The sequence below is a fragment of the Sphingobium sp. OAS761 genome (assembly GCF_024168485.1).
Classification (GTDB): domain Bacteria; phylum Pseudomonadota; class Alphaproteobacteria; order Sphingomonadales; family Sphingomonadaceae; genus Sphingobium.
In genome coordinates, this window is sequence record NZ_JALJVY010000003.1 from 26,737 (window position 1) to 49,503 (window position 22,767).

Annotated in this window: 11 protein-coding genes; 8 read left to right on the top strand and 3 right to left on the bottom strand. The window is 60.7% G+C overall.

The window, feature by feature from the left end:
• The first annotated feature begins 14 nt into the window (after positions 1-14).
• Both J3E64_RS04635 and J3E64_RS04640 read left to right on the top strand, forming a co-directional pair.
• Entirely contained in the window at positions 15-1,424 is a 1,410-nt protein-coding gene (locus J3E64_RS04635) for a sugar porter family MFS transporter (RefSeq protein ID WP_253340338.1), read from the top strand.
• Between the two features lie 81 nt (positions 1,425-1,505).
• Positions 1,506-3,392 (top strand): glycoside hydrolase family 97 protein, encoded by a 1,887-nt coding sequence (locus J3E64_RS04640; RefSeq protein WP_253340340.1) that lies wholly within the window; start codon positions 1,506-1,508, stop codon positions 3,390-3,392.
• Positions 3,393-3,505: 113 nt separating this feature from the next.
• Here the strand turns inward: J3E64_RS04640 and J3E64_RS04645 are convergent, their stop codons facing one another.
• Together J3E64_RS04645 and J3E64_RS04650 are read right to left on the bottom strand one after the other, a co-directional pair.
• A complete protein-coding gene (locus J3E64_RS04645; protein WP_253340342.1) occupies positions 3,506-5,632 on the bottom strand; it encodes a glycoside hydrolase family 2 protein in 2,127 nt (708 codons plus the stop codon).
• Between the two features lie 440 nt (positions 5,633-6,072).
• On the bottom strand, positions 6,073-7,128 hold the full coding sequence (locus J3E64_RS04650; RefSeq protein ID WP_253340976.1) for a LacI family DNA-binding transcriptional regulator: 1,056 nt from the start codon (positions 7,126-7,128) through the stop codon (positions 6,073-6,075).
• A 230-nt stretch (positions 7,129-7,358) separates the two neighbouring features.
• Between J3E64_RS04650 and J3E64_RS04655 the strand changes: the two genes are divergently transcribed.
• The 3 genes from J3E64_RS04655 to J3E64_RS04665 are packed head-to-tail and all read left to right on the top strand — an operon-like array spanning position 7,359 to position 14,344.
• Positions 7,359-9,746 (top strand): glycoside hydrolase family 3 protein, encoded by a 2,388-nt coding sequence (locus tag J3E64_RS04655; RefSeq protein WP_301287145.1) that lies wholly within the window; start codon positions 7,359-7,361, stop codon positions 9,744-9,746.
• A 21-nt stretch (positions 9,747-9,767) separates the two neighbouring features.
• Complete coding sequence (locus tag J3E64_RS04660; RefSeq protein ID WP_253340346.1) at positions 9,768-11,417, top strand: DUF5597 domain-containing protein; 1,650 nt, start codon at positions 9,768-9,770, stop codon at positions 11,415-11,417.
• 17 nt (positions 11,418-11,434) lie between these two features.
• Positions 11,435-14,344: a TIM-barrel domain-containing protein gene (locus tag J3E64_RS04665; protein WP_253340348.1), complete on the top strand. Its 2,910-nt coding sequence runs from the start codon at positions 11,435-11,437 to the stop codon at positions 14,342-14,344.
• 108 nt (positions 14,345-14,452) lie between these two features.
• On the opposite strand, the gene J3E64_RS04670 is transcribed toward J3E64_RS04665, so the two are convergent.
• Positions 14,453-14,641: a hypothetical protein gene (locus J3E64_RS04670; RefSeq protein WP_253340350.1), complete on the bottom strand. Its 189-nt coding sequence runs from the start codon at positions 14,639-14,641 to the stop codon at positions 14,453-14,455.
• A gap of 270 nt (positions 14,642-14,911) precedes the next feature.
• On the opposite strand from J3E64_RS04670, the gene J3E64_RS04675 reads away from it, so the two are divergent.
• The 3 genes from J3E64_RS04675 to J3E64_RS04685 all read left to right on the top strand — a co-directional run bounded on the left by J3E64_RS04675 (position 14,912) and on the right by J3E64_RS04685 (position 22,734).
• On the top strand, positions 14,912-16,801 hold the full coding sequence (locus tag J3E64_RS04675; protein ID WP_253340352.1) for a sialate O-acetylesterase: 1,890 nt from the start codon (positions 14,912-14,914) through the stop codon (positions 16,799-16,801).
• A 194-nt stretch (positions 16,802-16,995) separates the two neighbouring features.
• The gene (locus J3E64_RS04680; RefSeq protein WP_253340354.1) at positions 16,996-19,206 is read left to right on the top strand and encodes a hypothetical protein; all 2,211 of its coding nucleotides are present in this window, start codon (positions 16,996-16,998) and stop codon (positions 19,204-19,206) included.
• Between the two features lie 258 nt (positions 19,207-19,464).
• The gene (locus tag J3E64_RS04685) at positions 19,465-22,734 is read left to right on the top strand and encodes a TonB-dependent receptor (protein ID WP_253340356.1); all 3,270 of its coding nucleotides are present in this window, start codon (positions 19,465-19,467) and stop codon (positions 22,732-22,734) included.
• The last annotated feature ends 33 nt before the right edge of the window (positions 22,735-22,767 follow it).

Below are 22,767 nucleotides of genomic sequence, written 5' to 3' on the forward strand. Positions count from 1 at the left end.
GGGGGAGGAATGAAATGCGCGAAAATGTGTCAGGACAAGTCAATATGGCCTTTATCGCCGCCATCGTTTCGGTAGCGACGATTGGCGGCTTCATGTTCGGTTACGACAGTGGCGTCATCAACGGAACGCAGGACGGCCTTGAACATGCGTTCGACCTGAGCAAGCTCGGCACGGGCTTCAATGTCGGGGCGATCCTTGTCGGATGCGCGTTCGGCGCTTTCGGCGCGGGGCGTCTCGCGGACATCATCGGCCGCCGGAGCGTGATGATGATCGCGGCCATTCTGTTCCTGTTCAGCGCGCTCGGCGCCGGTGCGGCGCCCACTTCGTCTTTCTTCATCCTCGCCCGCCTCATCGGGGGCCTGGGTGTCGGAGCAGCGAGCGTCCTGTCTCCAGTCTATATCAGCGAAGTGACGCCGGCCTCGATCCGTGGCCGCCTGTCGAGCATCCAGCAGATCATGATCATCACCGGCCTGACAGGCGCATTTGTCGCCAATTATGCGCTTGCCGCCTCAGCGGGCGGCTCACAGGCCGAATTCTGGCTTGGTTATCCCGCTTGGCGCTGGATGTTCTGGATGCAGGGCATTCCGGCGGTCATCTATTTCATCGCACTGCTTTTCATCCCCGAAAGCCCGCGCTACCTGGTCGCACGGGGGCAGCATGACCGGGCCCGCGCCGTACTGACGCGCCTGTTCGGTCCCGCCGAAGCAGGCCGCAAGATCGCGGAAATCGACGCATCGCTGGCAACCGATCACCATCGGCCCAAGCTGTCCGATCTGGTTGACCGGTCGACCGGAAAAGTCCGCAAGATTGTATGGGCGGGCATCGGCCTGGCCGTATTCCAGCAGTTCGTCGGCATCAATGTCGTCTTCTACTATGGGGCCGTGCTGTGGCAGTCTGTCGGCTTCAGCGAAAATGATGCCCTGCTTATCAACATTCTGTCAGGCAGCCTGTCCATCCTGGCCTGCCTGACCACTGTCGTCCTTATCGACCGGATTGGCCGCAAACCGCTGTTGCTCATCGGCTCGGCAGGTATGGCGGCCAGCCTCTCGACGGTGGCGATCGCCTTCTCCACGGGCACGCTGGAGGGCGGTTCGCTTCAGCTATCCGACGCGGCCGGTACGGCGGCGCTGATCGCTGCCAATCTCTATGTCATCTTCTTCAACCTGAGCTGGGGTCCGGTGATGTGGGTGATGCTGGGCGAAATGTTCCCCAACCAGATCCGGGGTTCCGGCCTTGCGGTCGCGGGCTTTGCCCAATGGATCGCGAATTTCGGGATCAGCGTCAGCTTTCCGGCGCTGGCCGCCTCGATCGGCCTTGTCATAACCTATGGCTTCTACGCGGCTTCGGCGTTCATCTCCTTCTTCTTCGTGCGGGCCATGGTCCACGAAACGCGGGGACTGGAGCTGGAGGAAATGAAGGGCTGACGAGCGGTCCGACCGTCAAAGCCCTTCGCCGCCAAAAGCGCATGGCGGCAATTATACGCGAATAAGGAAAGGAAACTGGCAGTGATCTCTATCTTGCTGGCAGCGGCGGCTGCGCCCGTCGCGGTTGCGTCACCCGATCAAAGCATTGTCATCAGTGTTGCGCCTGACGGCAAAAGCTATTCAGTGACCCGCAAGGGTGAAATCATCCTGAGGGATGCGCCGCTCGGTTTGGACATGGCGAACGAGCCGGATTTTTCGGACCTGAAGCTGGTCGGTGTGCAGGAACAGGCGGTCAATCGCACCATCCCGCTTACCGCCACGAAGGCGAGCGAAGCCCAGGATCACTATAACGGCGCCGTCATCCGCTTTCGCGAAGCCGGGGCGAGCGGGCGGACCCTGTCGATCGAGGCGCGCGCCTATAATGAGGGCGTGGCCTTCCGTTACGTCCTGCCGGACGGCAAGCCGGTTGCCGTCGCGGGAGAAAAAACCGGCTTTCGCATGACCGGCGACACGCGCTGCGAGGTGACCGAATTCGCCAGCTCGCACGAACTGGCATGGAATTGGGTGAAGATCGCGGCACTCGATCGGACCAAGCTCTATGATCTGCCCATGCTCTGCGCGACAATTTCCGGGCGGACCCATTTCGCCTTGGCGCAGTCGGGGATCGAGGGCTATGCAAGCTCCGCGCTGAAGCCGATCGAGGGCGGCGTGAACGTCCACCTGTTTTCGCCCAAGGATCGCCCGGATGTTGCGGTCCAGTCCCCCGATGGACTGCACAGCGCATGGCGCATCATCATGGCAGGCGACCGCGCGGGCGACCTGATTGCCTCGCCCCTCATCGGCAATCTGTCGCGGCAGGCCACTGGCGATTTCTCCTGGGTGAAGCCGGGCAAGGCGGCGTGGGACTGGTGGTCAGGCCCGTCCACCTCCGAAAAACCGAGCATGGAGCGTTATCGTCGCTTCATCGACTTCGCAGCGCAATCCGGCTTCCGTTATTTCATGGTCGACGCCGGCTGGGCGTATAATTCTGGCGAGTGCTGCGGGGTTGAACCGAACCCGGATACGGATATCACCCGCGCCGAACCCGGCATCGATATCCCTGGCCTGGTGCAATATGCCAAAGGCAAGGGCGTGGACCTGTTGCTCTGGACGCATTGGGCCCATCTCGATCCGCGCATGGACGAGGCGCTCGACATCTACCAGCGCTGGGGCATCAAGGGCGTGAAGGTCGATTTCATGGAACGCGACGACCAGCAGATGGTCGATTTCTATGTGCGCGCGGCGGAAGCGACGGCAAAACGGCACTTGCTGCTCAACATGCACGGCGCCTTCCCGCCTTCCGGGCTTCAACGCACCTACCCCAATTACATCACGCAGGAAGGCGTGATGGGCGCCGAATGGAACAAGTTCGGCTGGGGCCGCGTAACCCCCACGCACAATGTGAAGCTTGCCTACACGCGGATGCTGCTGGGGCCGATGGATTATACGCCCGGCGGTTTCCGCAACGGCGCGAAGGCCGCCGGCCCCGCAGACGGCTCCATGCCGACGACCCTGCATACGCGCGGCCAGGCGCTAGCCCAGTATGTGATTTATGACAGTCCGCTGCAGATGGTGTCTGATGCGCCCGAAGCCTATGTGAATGCCAACGGCTTTGACTTCATCAAGCAGGTGCCGACCGCCTGGGACGAAACCCGCTTCATTGAGGGAACGCCGGAGAGCCATATCGTTCTCGCCCGCCGCAAGGGGAAGGACTGGTATATCGGGGCAATGACGAACGAAATGGCTCGGAACGTGGATATCCCGCTATCCCTGCTTGGACCCGGACGCTTTGAAGCGACGATCTGGCAGGATGGCGCCTCCCCCAATGATGTGGATCGCACGACGCAGCAGGTCACCGGCCGCGATACGCTGTCCGTCCAGATGAGCGCGGGTGGCGGCACTGTCATCCATATCAAGCCCATCGACTAAACCAGGCCGATTGCGGCCGCCCCGCCCTTCCAGCCCGGCGGCAGCACTTCCGAACTGCGTATCTGCCGGGGTTAACGCGGGCCGCGCAGTAACGCACCGCCTCTCGTTAGCGGTCATTCCGCCGGAGGACTGACCGTCCCAGGCGGCAGGCTGAGGAGCGGGGCGTTCGGATCGTAGGTCCAGACAGACTCGTCGCGCAGGTCCCCCGAAGACAGCTCGATCCGGTTGCTTCCAGGCGCCAGGGTCACGTCGGTCCAGGCCGCTACATGATCTATCACTGGCATTTCGGGGAGCGCGCGGCCATTCACCGTCAGGCGAACCGCAGGTTGATTGCTGTAGGCCCGAATGGTCACCCGAGCTTGCGTCCGATAATCATGGCGGCGCTCGGTCAGGTGCAGCATCGGCCGCTTGGACCAGTTGGCCTGATACCAATAATAGGCGTCCTTGCGGACGGAGCGGTCATAGGTCACAAGCCCCTTGTCGTTGATGCCATCGCGATCCCCTTCACGACGCCCATCCGAGGCTAGGTCGAAGGCGACCCATATGAACGAACCCCACAGAAATGGCAGATCCCTGATCTCTCGCCAATTCTGTTCATGATAAAGCGTCTGATATTGTTCGGGATGCCAGGCGCTCGTCGTCACCGGCGGGGCGGGATCGCTTTCCTGTGCGCGGATGCCGCCGCCCGCGCCATATTCGCCGACGGCGAAGGCACGCTCCGGGAAGCGCTCATGGAATTTCCGCGCCCATTCGCCCAGCGAGCCCTTCTGGTCGGGATACCAGCCGAAATAGCGGTTGAAGGCGCTGATATCGGCGACCAGCGCCTTTGGGTTGTCATCATTCTGACAGCAATGCGCGTAGCTCGTCGGACGGGTCGAATCGGCGGCGCGGACCGTTTCCTCAGCGCGGCGCAGGACCCGCAGCACGTCATCGCTTACCTCATAGACCTCATTGCCAAGTCCCCAGACCGCAACGGAGGGATGATGGGCATTCTGCGCAATCAATTCTCGCATCTGCTGAGCGATATTTTGCTCGAACGCCTCGCCTTTGTCGATCACGCCGTTCAGGGGAATTTCCGTCCATACCAGAAGGCCCATACGGTCCGCCTCTTCATAAGCACGCTGCGGATGTTGGTAATGCACAAACCGAACTGCTGTCGTGCCCATGTCGGCAATGATCCGCATATCCTCCGATATTTCCTCGTCGGTAACGGCAGTTCCGCGTCCGGGTCTTTGGGCGTGGAAATAGTTCACGCCGCGCAGGCGATAGGGCTTGCCGTTCAGCAAAAGCCCCTTGTCAGCCGTCACGTCGATCGAACGGATGCCGAGCGGCAGCTCGACGCGGTCGCGCAACCTAGCCTTCGCATCAGACAGCGTAACTACGACCTTGTAAAGATAAGGATCGGCAATGCTATTCCACAGGTGCGGGTTCGCCAGGGCCAATTTAGCGGTCACTTCGCTTGTGTGGCCTGGAAGCAGCCTAGCGCGATCTGAGGACCGAGCGACCGCCCGCCCCTCTGCGTCATGGAGGCTGATCTGATAACGCACACGGGCGTCAGCCTTAGTGTCGTTCGAAAGACGCAGACGCGCGCGAATCAAGGCGGCGTCCGCCGTAACCTTCGGCGTGGAGACATAGATGCCAGGGCCACCGTCATCCATCATGTCGAAATGCAGCGCGTCTGCCGTTACCAGCCAGACGCGGCGATATAGTCCCCCGAAAATTGTGAAGTCCCCGCCCAGCGGAGCAATGTGCGACAGATGGCTGTTATCGACGCGGACGGCAATGCTGTTACGGCCGACTTGCAGCGCATTTGTAACATCGAAGCGGAAACGGGCATAACCCCCTTCGTGTCGGCCGATCCGGCGCCCGTTGACCCATAGATCGGTCGCCAACGCCGCCCCGTCAAATTCGAGGAAGTAACGGCGATCCGGCGTCTTCGCCGGCATCGTCACATGCGTCCGATACCAGGCGGGGCCTCGATAATAGTCTCCGCCGTCATCGCCATCTCCGCCATTGAAGCTGTTGGGCAATGTGACGCGAGACCAGCTTGGGTCGTCATAATCGGATGACCCGGCGCCCGCAGCGTCTGCGCGTTGGAAAGTCCAGACGCTGTCGATTGGCGTCCTGCCGCGCTCCGCTGCCAAAGTCGGCCCCTCGGCCCAGAGGCCGGAAACGATCACCAAGAGGACCAGCCGCGCTTTTGACCGCCGAGCCATGAAATTGGCGATGCAGCCGGACATGGCGACTAACTATCTCCCAAAACCCGTCTCACCGACATTCTTGTCGCATTCAATCGGGCGACCGCGAATAGAGCGATAGCCGATCGCTACGCCGCCGTTAATCGAGACGCATGTTATCGCTATCATGAAGCGATAGCGATGTCCACTGGGGCAAAGCGACCATGCCGTCGCAAGATCAAGCGGACCTTCAGAAGAGGGTCAGAGACTATGCCCGACGCGGGTCGCACCCAATGTGCCAGAGGGCTTGCCGGTCGGTGTTCCGACAACGGCTGATCTCGATATATCGGGGTGCCGTGATTTTTCTGAATCCCGGAATATGGGAAGCGGTGAAAGACCCTGCAGCGGTCAACAGGATGAGGACGGTTACGAAATAAGTGCGGAGGCGACCGGGCCGGCAAGGTCAACGGGCGCCAGCTTGCCGCATTCGCCGCACACACCTGCTATTGCAGAGGTGCGGTCGTCTCGCGAGGAATCAGCGTGAAATCGACAATTTCACGCTGTTCGAGCGGTTCGCCACCATTGCGCGATTCAATGTCCGCCATCAGCATTCGGAGCGCCGCGCATGACATGTCCGCAATCGGCTGGCGGATCGTAGTCAGTTCCGGCCAGATGGTCGTGGCGAGAGCAGTATCATCGAATCCGCAAACGGTGAGTTGGCGGGGCACGTCGATTGCCCTGCGATGCGCTGCCGCAACGGTTGCGGCCGCCATATCGTCATTGCTGGCAAAAATCGCTGTCGGAGGCTCGGCAAGGTCGAGCAGGCGTTCGGCGGCGACAAGACCCGATCGATAGGTAAACAGGCCTGGCGCGATCAACATGGGATCTTCGTCGATCCCCGCCCCCGCGAGAGCCGCGATATAGCCTTCGCGTCGACGACCGCTTGCGGCCTGATCCGGGCTTCCCTCGATAAAGCCGATGCGCCTGTGTCCAAGCGACAGAATATAGTCGGTCATCGCGCGCGCAGCGTCGAAGTCGTCAATATTCACCGATGAAATGCCCTCTATGGGCCGACCCGAAGCAACGGCGACAGCAGGGATCCGTTCCTTGCGCACAAGGTCGACCAATTCCCGAGAGTTGCACAGGGGGGGGGGCAGGATCAGTCCGTCGATGCGGCTTTCAAGTAAATGTCGAGCGGCGGCGACTTCGCTCCCGACATCGCATTTTTCGACGATTAATTGGACATCGCTCCGGCGTGCCTCGTCCAGGCTGCCGACGAGAAATTCGCTTAAATAAGCGGCGCTGGGGTTGCTATAGAGCAGCCCGACCCGCCGATTCTCACCGGCCGCCAGCCGCCGGGCTGCCAGATTGGGCGAAAAGCCAAGGTCAGTGATCGCCGTCTCCACTACTTCGCGCGTTGCCGACCGGACATTCTTCCCGCCATTGATGACGCGCGACACGGTCATCGGCGAGACACCTGCCCGCGCAGCGACTTCGCTGACCGTTACCGCCCCACGACCGCGCCTCGACGCGCGTCCCGATCCATTATCATTCGCCATGCTCGGTATTCTATCGTTCACGATACAATTTGGCCAGCGCGCTGCCGGGAGTCGCACCAAACGCAAACCAACGCCGATTTGGGGGTTGATAGCGCTCCCATTTAATATGTATGAGTAATTGGAATTGAAGAAGAGGTTTTTGAGGGAGAGTGGGTGAGATGTCGGCAAAACGCGTGCAAACCGCCCTGTGCGGCGCTTCCATAGCTGTCATCTCTTTGGTCGTTCTGGCGATGCCCGCCGCCGCGCAGCCGACCCAGCGGGGAATTGCTCATCCTGCTTTGTGGCCAAGAGCAAAGAGTCAGGGCCTGATCGATCCGAAAACCGAGGCCCGGGTCAACGCCCTGCTAAACCGCATGTCGCTTGAGGAAAAGATAGGGCAGATGATCCAGGCTGACACGGCTTCGATCAAACCGGAGGAACTCCGCACCTATCCGTTGGGCTCGATCCTGGCGGGAGGCAGTTCGCCGCCCGTGAATGCGCCTGACCGGTCACCCGCCGGGCCGTGGATCGAGACGGTCCGCGCCTTCAACGCCGTGGCGATGGAAAAGCGGCCAGGCCATATATCGATCCCGATCATGTTCGGGATCGACGCGGTGCACGGCAACAATAATGTCGTCGGCGCGACCCTGTTCCCTCACAACAGCGCGCTCGGAGCCGCGCACGACCCCGACCTGATACAGAAGATCGGCCAGGCTACAGCGCGGGAAACTGCCGCGGCCGGCATCGACTGGGCGTTCGCTCCGACTCTGGCGGTCCCCAGGAACGACCGGTGGGGCCGGACCTATGAGGGCTATTCCGAAGACCCCGAACTTGTCCGCTCCTATTCGGCCAGAATGATCCAAGGCCTGCAGGGTGCACCCGGAAAGGGCAAGCTTCAGAACGGCTATGTGTCGGCCAGCGCCAAGCATTTCCTGGGTGACGGCGGCACCACCAACGGCACCGACCAGGGCAATACAGACGTTCCGGAAGGCGAACTGATCGCCGTTCATGCCGCAGGCTACCCACCCGCCATCAATGCCGGCACCCGCACGATCATGGCGAGCTTCAACAGCTGGCAGGGCGTCAAGATGCATGGCAACAAGAGCTTGCTGACCGGCGTGCTCAAGGAACGCATGGGCTTTGACGGGTTCATCATCGGCGACTGGAACGGTCATGCGCAAATACCCGGCTGCACGGCCACGGACTGCCCGGCAACCTTCAATGCCGGTCTCGACATGGCAATGGCGCCCGACAGCTGGAAGGGCCTTTTCGAAAACACGGTGAAACAGGTTCGCGACGGCGTGATCCCGATGGCGCGGGTGGACGATGCGGTGCGCCGTATTCTGCGCGTCAAGTTCAAGGCCGGCCTGTTCAACCCCGCCCGTCCGTTTGAAAGCCGCACCGATGTCATCGGTTCGCCAGCGCACCGGGCGATCGCCCGCGAGGCGGTGCGCAAGTCGCTGGTCCTGCTGAAGAATGAAGGCGTGTTGCCGGTAAAGGCTTCGGCCCGCATCATGGTCGCTGGCAGCGCGGCGGACAATATCTCGCAGCAGTCGGGCGGCTGGTCTCTTTCCTGGCAGGGAGATGGCAATACGAATGCCGACTTCCCCAACGCCCAATCCATCTATGCGGGCATCGCCGAAGCGATGAAGGCTGGTGGCGGCGGTGCGACCCTGAGCGTTGACGGGAGCTTCACGCAGAAGCCGGACCTTGCCATCGTCGTGTTCGGTGAGAAGCCCTATGCCGAGGGCCTTGGCGATCTTCGCAGCCTTGAGTTCGAGGCAGGCGACAAACAATCGCTCGCATTGCTCAGGAAGCTGAAAGCGGCCGGAATTCCCGTGGTGTCGGTGTTCCTGTCGGGCCGTCCGATGTGGGTCAATCCCGAACTCAACCAGTCTGACGCCTTCGTCGCGGCCTGGCTCCCCGGCAGCGAGGGCGGCGGCATCGCCGACGTCCTGATCGGCGACGCTCAGGGAAAGCCCAGGAACGACTTTACGGGCCGCCTGTCCTTCAGCTGGCCCAAGACCGCCGCCCAGTTCACTCTCAACAAGGGACAGCCCGGTTACGATCCGCTGTTCGCACTCGATTACGGGCTGAGCTATGCCAAACCCGGCGCGGTGGGCCAACTGAGCGAAGTTGCGGGCATCGATGCAACGCCCGCCAACAAGAGCCGCTATTTTGCCGATGGACGGGTGCACACCCCGTTTTCGCTGGCCGTCAACACCGGCATTACCAAGCGTCCGGTTGATTCGCCGAGCAGGCAGGAAGGCGCAATGCAGCTTGACTGGAAAGCGGGCGAAACCGCTCGGGCGAGCATTGATGGCGAGGCCGTCGACCTGCGCTTCGAATCCAGCGCCGAAATGATGCTGCAGATGACCTATCGCGTCGATGCGTCAACCACCAGCCGGGTAAGCCTTGCGATGGGTGGGGCCGCCGTCGATGCAACCGATATCTTCAAGAGCGGCGAAGGCTGGCGGACGGTGCGCATTCCGTTGAAATGCTTCGCCGAAATCGGTGCGGACATGGCGCATCTTCGACCGGTATGGGCGCTGTCCGCGACGGGACCCCTGACGGTCTCCTTCGCGGAAATTGGCCTCGCAACGCAAGCGCCCGGCAGCATCTGCCCGGCCAAGCCGTAAAAGCAGCGACGGAGAATTGCCGTGCATCGATTGACCCGCTGGCTGCTGCCATTCGCCGCCTTGTCGATGATGGCCGCTCCGGCGGCAGCCGAAGACAATTCGCTTCCGCGCCTTGAGAACCGGGGCGGTCAGCATGCTCTGATCGTCGATGGCAAACCCTTCCTGATGCTGGGCGCGCAGGTCAACAACAGCGCCAACTACCCGGCGATGCTCCCCGAGGTCTGGCCCGCGATCGAGAAGATGCACGCCAACACGGTCGAAGTACCCGTCGGCTGGGAACAGATCGAGCCCGAAGAGGGCAAGTTCGATTTCTCCTTTCTTGACGCCCTGTTGCCGCAGGCGCGGGAACGCAAACTGCATCTGGTGCTGTTGTGGTTCGGTACCTGGAAAAACACGGCGCCAAGCTATGCGCCGGCATGGGTGAAGCTGGACCAGAAACGCTTTCCGCGCATGATCAACGCCAAGGGCGAAGTCCACTACGCGCTCTCGCCGCACTATCGCACAACGTTGGAAGCGGACAAGCACGCCTTCGTCAAGCTGATGGAATATCTAAAGAATAACGACCCGCAGAACACCGTTATCATGGTGCAACCGGAAAATGAGGTAGGGACCTACGGCAGCGTGAGGGACTTCTCTCCTGTGGCGCAGAAGCTTTTCGACGGCCCCGTTCCCGCGCCCCTGCTCAAGCAGATGAAGAAAAAGCCCGGCACGTGGCGGGATGTGTTCGGGCCAGATGCCGACGAATATTTCCACGCCTGGTCGATAGCCAGCTATACCAATGAGATCGCCGCTGCCGGCAAGGCGGTTAAACCCCTGCCCATGTATATGAACGCTGCGCTGGCCTCGGCGTTCGGCCGCCAGCCGGCCACGACCTATGCCAGCGGCGGTCCGGTGCATCATGTCATTGACATATACAAGGCCGCGGCCCCGGCGATCGATATCGTCGCGCCGGACATCTACGCGCACGATCACTCGGACTACATGGCCTATCTCGGCTATTATGACCGGCCCGACAATGCGCTGTTCGTGCCGGAAACCGGCAACAGCAAGGACTTCGCCCGCTTCTTTTTCCCGACCGTCGGCAAGGGGGCGATCGGCTTTGCCCCCTTCGGGATGGATTATACGGGCTATTACAACTACCCGCTCGGCGCCAAGACGCTCGACGACGGGACGATGGAAGTGTTCGCGCGCAATTATCGCCTGTTCGCTCCCATGCAGTGCGAATGGGCGGCATGGGCGGCCCAGGGCAAGACTTGGGGCGTCGCCGAACCGACCGACCCCAAGGCCGAGCACACGCAGTATATCGCCATGGGCAAGTACAGCATGACCGTCACCTTCGGTCAGTGGCAATTCGGTAGCGACAAGCCCACCGGTAATCCGGAGCCTTCGGGCGGCGTGGCGGTGGCTCAGCTGGGCGAAAACGAGTTCCTGGTCACCGGTTTCCACTCCCGCGTCTATTTCGGACTGGGCAAGCCCGCGCCGCTGGAATCGATGATGCTGCTGCGGGTGGAGGAAGGCTATTTCGACAAAGGCAAATGGGTCTTCCGCCGCGTGTGGAACGGCGATTCCATCGACTATGGCCTGAATTTCACTGACCGCGAGCAAGTGCTTCGGGTCACCCTCGCCACCTACAAGGGCACGCCGCCCATCCCCGTCGGCAACCCCAATTGAAAAACCGGAGCAGGATCATGAAAACGCTTTCCCGTCTCGCCTTGTGCGCGCTGCTTGCAACGTCAAGCACCGCCGCACTCGCGGGCAGTTTCCAGAAGGTCGACCACGGGATCATCGTCTCGCCCGACGACGGCCCGGCCAAACGGGTTCGCATTCTTGCCTTCGGGGATGAAGCCTTCCGCGTCACCGCCATTCCAGACGAGAATTTCGAGACCGCGCCCGATGGCTTGATGGTCACGGCAAAACCGGACGGCAACCCGGTCATCAGCGTGAACAAGGGCACGGTCACGCTAAAGCTCCCCTCTGCGACGGCACGTGTCAACCTGACCAGCGGCAAGGTCAGCTTCCTGGACGGCAGTGGCAAGGCCATTCTCAGTGAATCGTCACGCGCAGCGTTCGAACCAAAGACGGTTGAGGGTCAGAAATTTTTCGGCGTTCGCCAGCAGTTCAACCGCGGCACGGATGAAGCCTTCTACGGCCTTGGCCAGCACCAGAACGGGCAGATGAACTATCGCGGCGAGGATGTCGAACTTGCCCAGCACAATATGGACATCGCGGTTCCGTTCGTCGTTTCGACCCGCAATTACGGCCTGCTCTGGAACAACACTTCGATCACCCGCTTCGGCAATCCCAAACCCTATGCCCTGGCTGGCAGCAAAGGAAATGGCCTGAAGGTCACCGGAACCGACGGCAAGCCCGGCTGGACCGCGCAATATTATCTGGGCGACAAGCTTGCCGTCACGCAGAGTGAGCAGGTCATCAATTACCAGTATATCCGCGACAGCATGCGCTGGCCGGATGCCGCCAGGGCACAGACCGTCGCCTCGACCGCCGGACAGAATACTGCCGGCAACGCGGTCCAGACGCAGCGGGTGATCTGGACCGGCAAGGTCACTCCCGACAAGAGCGGCCTCCACCGTTTCCGCCTTTATTCGTCGAGCTATGTGAAGGTGTTTGTCGACGGGAAGGAGGTGCTGGAGCGTTGGCGGCAGAACTGGAACCCCTGGTATAATAACTTCGATATACCGATGACAGCGGGCAAGTCCGTCGATATCCGTGTCGAGTGGAACCCCAATGCGGGCTATATAGCGCTCGACCACAACGATCCGATCCCCGACGCGGATCGTTACTCGCTCTCCTTTGCATCCGACCTGGGACGCGCGGTCGATTATTATGTGACCGCTGGCAAGAACATGGACGGCGCGATCTCTGGCTATCGCAGGCTCACCGGCAAGTCGGTGATGCTGCCGGAATGGGCCTATGGCTTCTGGCAGAGCCGCCAGCGCTACGAAACGCAGGAAGAACTGCTCGGCGTCGTGCGTGAGTTTCGCCGCCGCAACCTACCGCTCGACAATATCGTCCTCGACTGGCGCTATTGGGAGGATCCAAACTGGGGGTGCCATTGCTTCGACAAGGCGCGCTTTCCCGATGCCAAGGGCATGGTCGACGAGGTCCACGCCCTCAACGCGCAGATCATGATTTCGGTCTGGCCGAAATTCTATCCTACCACGGACAATTACAAGGAACTCGACAAGGTCGGCGGCATCTACCGGCGCATGGTCGAGCAGCGCCCCGGCGAACCCAAGGACCCGTACTATATTTCAAAGATGTACCGCGACTGGGTGGGACCGGGCTATGCCAGCGCCTACTACGACCCCTATAATCCCAAAGCGCAGGACATTTACTGGCGGCAGATCCGCGAGAATTTGGGCGACATGGGCTTCGATGCCTGGTGGCTCGACGCCGATGAGCCGGATTCCCACTCGAACATCTCGATCGAGGAGCGCGCCTACCGCATGGGTCCGACAGCGAAAGGCCCGGGTGAAGCCTTCTTCAACAGCTACCCGCTGGCGCATAGCGAAGGCGTGTATCAGCACCAGTTGGCGTCGAAGCCCGACGTGCGCCCGTTCATCCTTTCGCGCTCCGGCTTCGGCGGCACCCAGCGCGCGGGAACGGCGGTCTGGTCCGGCGACGTCGTGTCCCGCTGGGACGATCTCAAGGATCAGATCTCGGCGGGGGTCAATCTTTCGATGTCGGGCATCCCCAACTGGACGCACGACATAGGCGGCTTCGCGCTTGAGGATCGCTACACGAACCAGGACCCCGCGCATATTGACGAATGGCGCGAACTCAACCTGCGGTGGTTCCAGTTCGGCGCCTTCTCCCCGCTCTTCCGCAGCCATGGTGAGACCCCCAAGCGCGAGATCTATGAGATCGCGCCCGAAGGTTCGCCCATGTATTCTTCCATGGAATGGTACCTGAAGCTGCGGTACCGGCTGATGCCCTATATCTACACGCTCGCGGGCGACACATGGCAGAAGGACGGCACGATCATGCGCGGCATGGTCATGGATTTCCCCGCCGACCTCAAGGTCCGCAACATCAACGATCAGTATATGTTCGGCGGAGCCTTCCTGGTCGCGCCAGTCACCGAGTTCAAGGCTCGCAGCCGCAAGGTATATCTGCCCGCCGGCGCCAACTGGTATGATTTCAACAGCGGCGCCTATCACAAGGGCGGGCAGGAAATCATCGCTGATGCGCCCTATGAACGCATGCCGCTGTTCGTGCGCGCCGGTTCGATCGTGCCGACCGGGCCGCAGATCGAGTACACCCGCGAGGAACCCGATGGCCCCATCGTGCTGCACGTGTTCACCGGCGCTGACGGCAGTTTCTCGCTCTATGAGGACGATGGCACCAGCGAGAGATACAAGCGCGGCGAATTTACCCGCATTCCCATCCAGTGGAATGAAGCCAAGGGCGAGCTGACCATCGGCAAGCGCGAAGGCGGCCATGACGGCATGACTTTCAAGCAGGCCCTTTCCGTCCGTTTTTATGACAAGGCTACGGCGCGGCCGATCGACTTCGCGGAGAACGGGGCAACCTCGCTCGTCTATGATGGAACCGCCATCACAGTCCGCAAGCCCTGAGGAACGGCACTGACGGGGTGTCGCTTCGGCGACATCCCGCGCGCTTCACATAGAGGCGTACAATAAAGAAGCCGAGCGCAACAGCATCGCACCCGGCTCTGTTCATTTTCATATCATCCTGAAAACCTGAACCCAGGCCCTGCTGACCAGCCCCTCCCCGCGCAAGCGGATGACTGGCACCATCTGGCCCGGCTTGGCTGCAGGCAGGTTCAGCACCAGCGCGTCATCCTCTTGTTTCCACGAGAATTTACCGCCGCCGACGATCTCGGCCTTTGCGATCGTCGAACCGGAGAGCACGAAACCCGAGCGACGCGATGTGCAGCCTGCTCTTGGGCCAGAACATGAGCATTGCATGGAGAGCGCCCTTGTTGACGGTGTCGCGCGCATCCTGCTCGGTAAAGTCGCATTCGGACATCTCCTTCCAATTTCCGCTTGCGTGCGGATAAGCGTTGTTGGTAACGCTACCATAGAAGACCGTAGAGGAAGAGGATATGGGACGCCGATGGGCCGTTTCACACGGCCGGAGGTGCGCCCGCCTGCAGAAGCTTTCTGAATGAAAGGCACACCATGAAAATCGTTCCGGCACTCCTTCTGGCGGCGCTGCCTGCTGCTGCAAATTCAGCGCCGCTCATTCTTGACCCGGCCTATACCTCCCACGCCGTCTTCCAGCGCGGCCGGGAAATCCCGGTCAGCGGTACCGCAGAGCCGGGAAGCAACATCGGCGTCACTTTCGACGGTGAAGCGCATACCGCCAAAGCGGACAGCAAGGGCCGATGGCAGGTGACCCTGCCCCGCCGAGAAGCGGGTGGTCCCTATGTCATGAAGGTTAGCAGCGGCGGCGAGGAGCAGCGGCTCGATGACATCATGGTCGGCGATGTCTGGCTCTGCTCGGGCCAGTCCAACATGGAGTTCGCACTGCGCTATGCAACCAATGCCATGTTTGAGGTGCCTTACTCCACCCGTCCGATGCTGCGGCTTCTGAATGTGCCGCGCCAATCAAGCACGACGCCCCAGCAGCGTTTCTCGGCTCCGGCCGCTTGGCAGCGTTCGGCACCGGAGAGCGCAGCCGACTTCTCTGCCGCCTGCTATATCATGGGTCGTGAACTCCAGGACAGGCAGAAGATTCCGATCGGTCTGATCGCGGCAAGCTGGGGAGGGTCGCCGATCGAAGAATGGATCAGCCGCGACGCGCTGCAGACGCTGCCGCGTTATCGGGCTGACCTTGCGCTGATGGACCAATATGCCCGCGATCCGGGTAACGCCGCCAGCACCTGGGCAAAGCTGTTGCAGCAGTGGTTGGGCGGCGACGCCACCGCGCCCGCCAAGGCGGTCTGGCGCACGGTGCCGAACAAGCAGATGTGGGAACAATGGGGTGACCCCGCGCTCGCGACCTTCGACGGAATCGGTTATTACCGCGCCCGTGTGAAACTGACCGCGGCGCAGGCCGGAAAGCCCGCGCGTATCGTGATCGGAGCGGTCGACGACATCGACGTCACGCGGATCAACGGCAAGATCGTGGGCGCTGACCAGGGCTGGCAGAAGAAGCGGGATTATGAGGTGCCCGCCGGCGCGTTGAAGGCCGGTGAGAACATCATCGACGTGATGGTCGTCGACACGGGTGGCGGTGGCGGCCTGGTCAGTGAGGCGGCGCGTACGCTCACCCTAGGTGACGGCACGGTCCTGCCGCTTTCCGACTGGACCTTCGCCAAGGGACGGACGCTCAAGAATGGCGAGGTGCCGCCCAGCGTGCCGTGGACCGGCGGCGCCGGCCGTACAACGCTTTTCAACGGCATGATCGCGCCGCTGCGCGGCTATCCCCTGACGGGCTTTGCCTGGTATCAGGGTGAGGCCAATGTGAGCGACGCCAACGGGTATGCCGAACTCATGCCCCTGCTGATTGCTGACTGGCGCAAGCGATTCGACACAAAGCCCTTCCTGATGGTCCAGCTCGCCAATTTCGGGCCGCTTGCCTCTGTCCCGTCGAACGACAACTGGGGGCAATTGCGTGATGTCCAGCGCCGCGTCGCGGATGCCGATCCGCAGGTCGGCATGGCGAGTGCCGTCGACATCGGCCAGGTCGGTGACATTCATCCCACCAACAAGCAGGACGTCGGCAAGCGGCTTGCCTTGGCGGCCCGGCACATCGCCCTTGGCGAGGACGTCGAAGATCGCGGACCAGCGCCGATTTCGGTTGCGCGGACAGCAAAGGGCATCGCGGTTCGCTTCGCCCATGGCCCGCTCAAGCTGGTAGGTGGCGGGTCGGCAATCGGATTTGAACTGTGCAATGCCGCGGCCAGCTGCCGATTTGTAAACGGCGAACTGGACGGCGAAACCATCCTGTTGCCGGTGGATCCCGATGCGCGGGAGGTTCGCTATCTCTGGCAGGCCAGTCCCATTGTGAATCTCTACAATGCAGCGGACTTGCCAGCGACCGGATTCTCGATGCCCATAAAGTAAAGGCACGGCCTTTCGTCGAAACACCCAGGGTTCAGTCCAGTATCCGGCGAACCAGGCGGCCGTCCGTGGCCGCGCCCACCGACGCCAGGATTCTTGCCGAGCCGCGCGAAGACCGAATCCTGGAGCAGCAATTCGGCTGATGAATCCAACGACCCGGCACCAACTGAGCGACGAACGAGAATGGGAGAGATGCTATGAAAATCCGGCGTTGCAGCCGCAGGTCAGCAATGGCGCTGCTGGGGTGTTGCCTGCTGTTTCCCAACCAGCCGCTTTCCGCCCGTCCTTCGATGGCGCCACAGGCCGCGCCCTATACATGGCATACGCTACCCTTCGGCGGCGGCGGCTTTGTCGACGGCTTCGTCTATCATCCGCGCGAACAAGGCATTCTCTATGCGCGAACCGACATCGGAGGCCTTTACCGGTATGACTATGCGGCCAAGCGTTGGCTTCCACTGCTGGACCATCTAAGCCGTCGAGACGGCGATCTTATGGGTGTGCTCGGCATCGCGATCGATCCCGCAAATCCTGACAAGGTCTATGCCGCCTGCGGGCTTTATCTCAATCAATGGTCGCGCAAGGGTGCGATTCTGCGCTCAAATGATCGTGGAGGAACTTGGCAAATTACCGAACTGCCAATCCATGTAGGCGGCAATGCCGACGGGCGCGGCAGCGGCGAGCGCCTGGCCGTCGACCCGCACAATCCAGACGTCCTCTATTACGGTTCGAACGAAGATGGGTTGTGGATGAGCACCGACGGAGGACGTAGCTTCAGTCGATCTCGTGCGTCTCAACGTTCGTTTAGCCTGATCGCGGCCGACCCTTCCGATCCCTCGTCCTTGTGGGCGGGCACAGCCGATGGCGCGGGCGCTCTTGTGCACAGCCGGGACGGCGGTCAATCCTTTGCGGCTGTCGCCGGCCTTCCTGAGATGGTGCCGCAGCGCCTTGCCTTTGCGCCCGATGGATCAATGTACGTCGCTTTTGCGAAGAGCGACGGGCAAGCCGCGGTCAATCCCGGCCATGCCGTGAACGGGGCCGTTTGGAAACGCGATGCCAAAGGCGGCCAATGGCGGGACGTCACACCAAAAGGCCCCTCGCCCGATGCGTCCGGAGGCTTCTCCGGGATCGATGTGTCCCGCGATGGCATCGTCGCGGTATCGACGTTGGACCGTTGGCATCCGGGCGACGACATCTATGTGTCTCACGATGGCGGTCAATCTTGGACCGGGTTGCAGGATAAAGCGCGCCATCTATCGGAAGGCTATCCCTGGCTGGTCAATTACCTCAATGGCAAAGACGACATGGGACACTGGATTTCAGACCTGAAATTCAATCCATTCGATGCCGAAGAGATGATCTATGGCACAGGCTTCGGCATCTGGATGAGCCGCAATTTTACCTCAGCCAAGAGCGACCAGACAGTCGATTTCGACTTTGCGGTCCACAATCTCGAAGAGACAGTAAGCTTGCAGCTGGTGTCACCCACCCGCGGCGCCAGGGTGATGTCCGCGATGGGCGATGTCGCGGGCGCGGCTTGGGATGACCTCGCCCATTCGCCATCGGCACGCCTCTTCACACCCAATAAGGAGAATAACTTCAGTATCGACTATGCAGGATTGAGGCCCGAGATCTTGGTTCGGACCACCGCCAATTCACCGAACAACGGTTTCCGTTCACGCGATGGTGGCGCGAGTTGGGAATCATTCGCTTCGACCCCCTACAAGAGGCCGACAGGAGGTGAAGGGTGGCGTGGTCCCGGCAGGATCGCAATCTCGGCCCGCGGAACAGCACTCGTCTGGGCGCCGGAAAAGGACGGAGCCCATTATTCGACGGATGGCGGAATGAGTTGGCAACGGTCTTCCGGGTGGCCGGTTGACGACGGGCAAAACCTGCAACCTATTGCCGACAAGGTGTATGACGGCATCTTTTACGTATTTGACCGGTCCACCTCGCGCATACTGGCAAGCGGCGACGGCGGTGCGCAATTTAACGTGCTCGTCGATGGGCTGCCAAAGCTCGAGCCCTGGCAGGGCGCCCAACTGGCCGTGGTGCCGAGTCGCGGCCGAGACCTGTGGCTGGCAACCTCGTTGGGCCTCTTCCATTCACCCGACAGTAAGTCGAAGATGGACCAGATAGGCAATGTGGATGAATCTTGGTTGATATCGTTCGGCGCCGCGACGACCAAAAATGGCTATCCCGCCATTTTCCTGTGGGGCAAGGTCAAGGGCGTAGAAGGTTTGTGGCGATCGGATGACGAGGCTGCGAGCTGGGTGCGGATCAATGACGATGCCCATCAATATGGCGAATTGCGTGCAATTGCAGGCGATATGGTCGAACCGGGCCTCCTTTATATTGCGCCGCACGGCCGAGGAGTGATCGTGGGGCGGCCGTCGGCTCAACCATTCTGATCCTTATGGTCCCGACCGATCTGGACGGGAGGCCTGGTGCGTCACCAGCCGCGATAGGCCAGCGGATTTTTCATCGGCCAATAGTTATGTTATCGCTACCACATTCTGCTTGACTAATCAGACAAATGGACAGATTAAAGTTCCATCCGCGAAAAGACGGACGGGGAAATATCATTCTGGGAGAGGTGGCCGGAAATGTTTGCAATAAAATTTTCGGCGGGGGTCAGTTGCGTTGCGCTCGCAATATGTGGCGCTGGGTTGACGTCGCCCGCCTATGCACAAGATGCTGAGCCCGAAGCGGCATCCGCCGCCAAGAAGGACGATGAGGCCATCATCGTAACGGCTCGCCGCAAAGCGCTCGAAACCGCGATCAACATCAAAAGAGACGCCGATACGATCGTCGACTCGGTGACGGCGGACGAGGCCGGCAGGCTTCCCGACAATTCGATTACCGAGGTTCTTCAGCGCGTATCGGGTGTCTCGATCTCACGTTTCACCGGAACAAACGGCGGTAACACCGCATTCCAGATCGAAGGCACCGGCATTACCGTGCGCGGTCTTCCCTTCAATTCGAGCACGCTCAACGGGCGGCAATTGTTTAGCGCCAACGGCGCAAGCGCCATCAGCTGGAACGAAGTCACGCCCGAGTTGATGGCAGGGGTGGACGTCTACAAGGCGTCGCGCGCCGACATGATCGAAGGTGGCGCGTCGCTGGTCGATCTTCGCACGCATGTGCCGTTCGATTTCAAGGAAAGGCAGTTCAACGTCACCCTGGGCGGCAGTTACGGCAGCCAGGTCGCGAAGGGCTCTCCCAACATTTCCGCCATGTTCTCCAAGCGGTTCGACACGGGAATCGGCGAAATCGGCGTGCTGTGGGATCTTGCCTACAGCCGTCTGCACCAGCAGAGCAGCAAGCTGCAGGTAGGCGCCATGTTTGCCCAATATGTGCCGACCTCTGTACGCGATGACGGGCTCGCCTTCGTTCCCGGTTCGATTCAGTGGGATTATAATCGGAGCAGGCGCGATCGCCTTGGCGCCTACCAGGCCATTCAGTGGAGGCCGTCTTCGAACCTGACGCTGACCAACACCCTATTCTTCTCGCAATACACCGCGGACAGCTACGGAACCAACGGTTCGGTGGGCCGGGACCCACGTCCGACGGTTGCACTTATGCCTGCGGCGGGCAGTCCGGTTGAATATGATGCCAATGGCGCCTTTCGGAAGGGGACGCTGACGGTCGCGTCTACCGGTAAGTCGCTGCCGTTCGAGAACACGACTTTCGGTATCGGCGACTGGTTCCCCTCCCAATATCTGATGGATTGCGGCGCCACCTACGGCGCGCCTGCATCGACACTTCAGTGGGACTGGTCGGTGGATGGCAGCGCTCCGATCGTGCCGGGCGGTCCCCGTCTGGTGCAGTGTACGGCTCCCGCAGCACTGGACCCCAGCAGCAGTTCGTCGATATCGCACAGCAAGAATTCCACGCTGGATATTTCGCAGAGCTTCGTCTGGACCCCCAGTGACCGGGTGGCGGTGCGCGGCGCCGTGCAATATGTCGACTCCCGCATGACCGGAAAGCAGTTCAATGTCGGCCTCAATCAGATCAACCCGGCGATCGACTCCATGGACGTCGACCTGACCGGATCGCTTCCTGTGGTTTCCGGCCTTTCTCCTGCCGACTTGCTCAATGCGTCGACAGCCTATCTTTCCCGGTTCGCCTATCATGAGCCCGATAACAAGGGGACCATGCTGGCCGGCAACGTCGATCTGGAATACAGGGTCAGTGACGATGGCTTCCTGCGCGCGATCACCGTCGGCGCTCGCGCCTCCAGACGAACCGAACATGACAATTTCGTGGGAACCTATTTTGCTCCATTGGGTCAGAACTGGCTGTCGAAACCGTCAGGGCCGGAGTGGGCTGCGGCGGGGCCGGGAAATATTCAGTTTCTCACCAATCCCCATGTCCGGCAGTCGGATTATGAGGTTTCGAGCTTCCCCAACTTCTTTGACGGCAAGGTTGCCGTTCCCGCGCAATTGTTTGTACCAAGCCGATCTCTCATGGAGAGCTACGACTGGTACCATTTGCTTCAGACCTACAATGGTCAAATTCCGGGCGGAACCGCAGATGAGTATTGGACGGAATATATCGATCAGGGTCTGAACGAGACCCGGAGCCGTATCAACACGATTGCTGCCTATGCTCAGGTCAAGTTCGCGCACGACCGTATCGGAATTATTCCGCCATTCTCGGGTAATATCGGCGTTCGTATATTCCACGACAAGCTGCGGGCGAGCGGTCTTCTGAGTACGCCGACCGCAGAAAACCTCGCTCTGAGCGAGGCAGACAGTAATGCATATTTCGCCGCACAGCAGGGTTTGCCCGGCGCGACATTCCCGACGCTCTATTCGCTCACAGCGGCTTATTCCACGCAGACCCGCAACTATGAATACACGCGGGTGCTACCATCGTTCAACATCAAGTTCGATGTAACCAACAGGTTCATCGTTCGTGGCGCGGCGTCACTGTCTTCGGCTCCGCCGAATCTCAACGACATCCGTGCGGGCGGTTTCATCGGCGCCAGGACGATCGCCAATCCCACCAACCCGCTGGCGCCCTCTATTCTCACAGGTGTTCAGGTCAGGGACGGCGGCGCAAATCTGAAGCCGACCATGATTACCAGCCAGGATTTGTCGTTCGAATTTTATCCGTCGTCGTCCAGCTTGGTCTACCTTGGTCTGTTCGCCAAGCAGATCAAGGATCAACCGCAGTTCTACTCGTTCATCCAGAACAATCTGCCCATTCCGGCGGTGGCTGTTGACGGTGATCCGGATGATCCGGTCGAGACGGATGTAACGCTGGATCTTCCCTGGCTTTATCTGCAGAACAGAACGGCGCCGAAAAAAGCTACTATCAAGGGTTTTGAGATCGGCGGCCGCACGTTTTTCGACAAGCTGCCGGGATGGCTCAGCGGCTTCGGGATCGAGGGCAATCTGACCTTCATCGACAGCAAAAACCCTGCGCAGCAAGCCAACAGCGTCTTCGGTAACGGCCCGGGTGGCGGCCTCAATCCGGATGGCACGATTCCGCAAACCTACCCGAACCTGCCCTATGCCGGCCTGTCGAAATGGGCTTACAATATCCAGCTGCTGTACAGTCGTGACAGGGTCAATGTCCGTCTAGCATACAACTGGCGTGACAAGGCGTTGCTGTCGACCAACGTCAATCCGCTGTCCTTTGCGACGAACGGCGGCAATCCCTACACGCTCAACACCAGCGGGACCAACTTTGACGCGGATCATTCCTATCCGGTATATAACATGGTTCCGGCGTGGATTGCGGCAGCCGGCTATCTGGATCTGGGTTTGGACTACAAGGTGAGCGAGAAGGTTTCCGTCTCGTTCAACGCGAACAACATTCTCAACACGATTTCGAAAACCTATCAGGAGCCTGTACCGGGTGTCTTGCAGCCTTATGACTATAACGTCAGCGATCAGCGCTACGACCTGTCTGTAAGGGTGAAATTCTGACGGTCTGAGTATTGAAGGGTGCTTCCCGACGAG

Excerpts from the sequence above, each read along its gene's own strand:
- J3E64_RS04645 (WP_253340342.1), bottom strand. The coding sequence starts at position 5,632 with ATGTCCGGCTGCATCGCCAATTTCATGGCTCGGCGGTCAAAAGCGCGG.
- J3E64_RS04635 (WP_253340338.1), top strand. The coding sequence starts at position 15 with ATGCGCGAAAATGTGTCAGGACAAGTCAATATGGCCTTTATCGCCGCC.
- J3E64_RS04650 (WP_253340976.1), bottom strand. The coding sequence starts at position 7,128 with ATGGCGAATGATAATGGATCGGGACGCGCGTCGAGGCGCGGTCGTGGG.
- J3E64_RS04655 (WP_301287145.1), top strand. The coding sequence starts at position 7,359 with ATGCCCGCCGCCGCGCAGCCGACCCAGCGGGGAATTGCTCATCCTGCT.
- J3E64_RS04680 (WP_253340354.1), top strand. The coding sequence starts at position 16,996 with ATGAAAATCCGGCGTTGCAGCCGCAGGTCAGCAATGGCGCTGCTGGGG.
- J3E64_RS04665 (WP_253340348.1), top strand. The coding sequence starts at position 11,435 with ATGAAAACGCTTTCCCGTCTCGCCTTGTGCGCGCTGCTTGCAACGTCA.
- J3E64_RS04675 (WP_253340352.1), top strand. The coding sequence starts at position 14,912 with ATGAAAATCGTTCCGGCACTCCTTCTGGCGGCGCTGCCTGCTGCTGCA.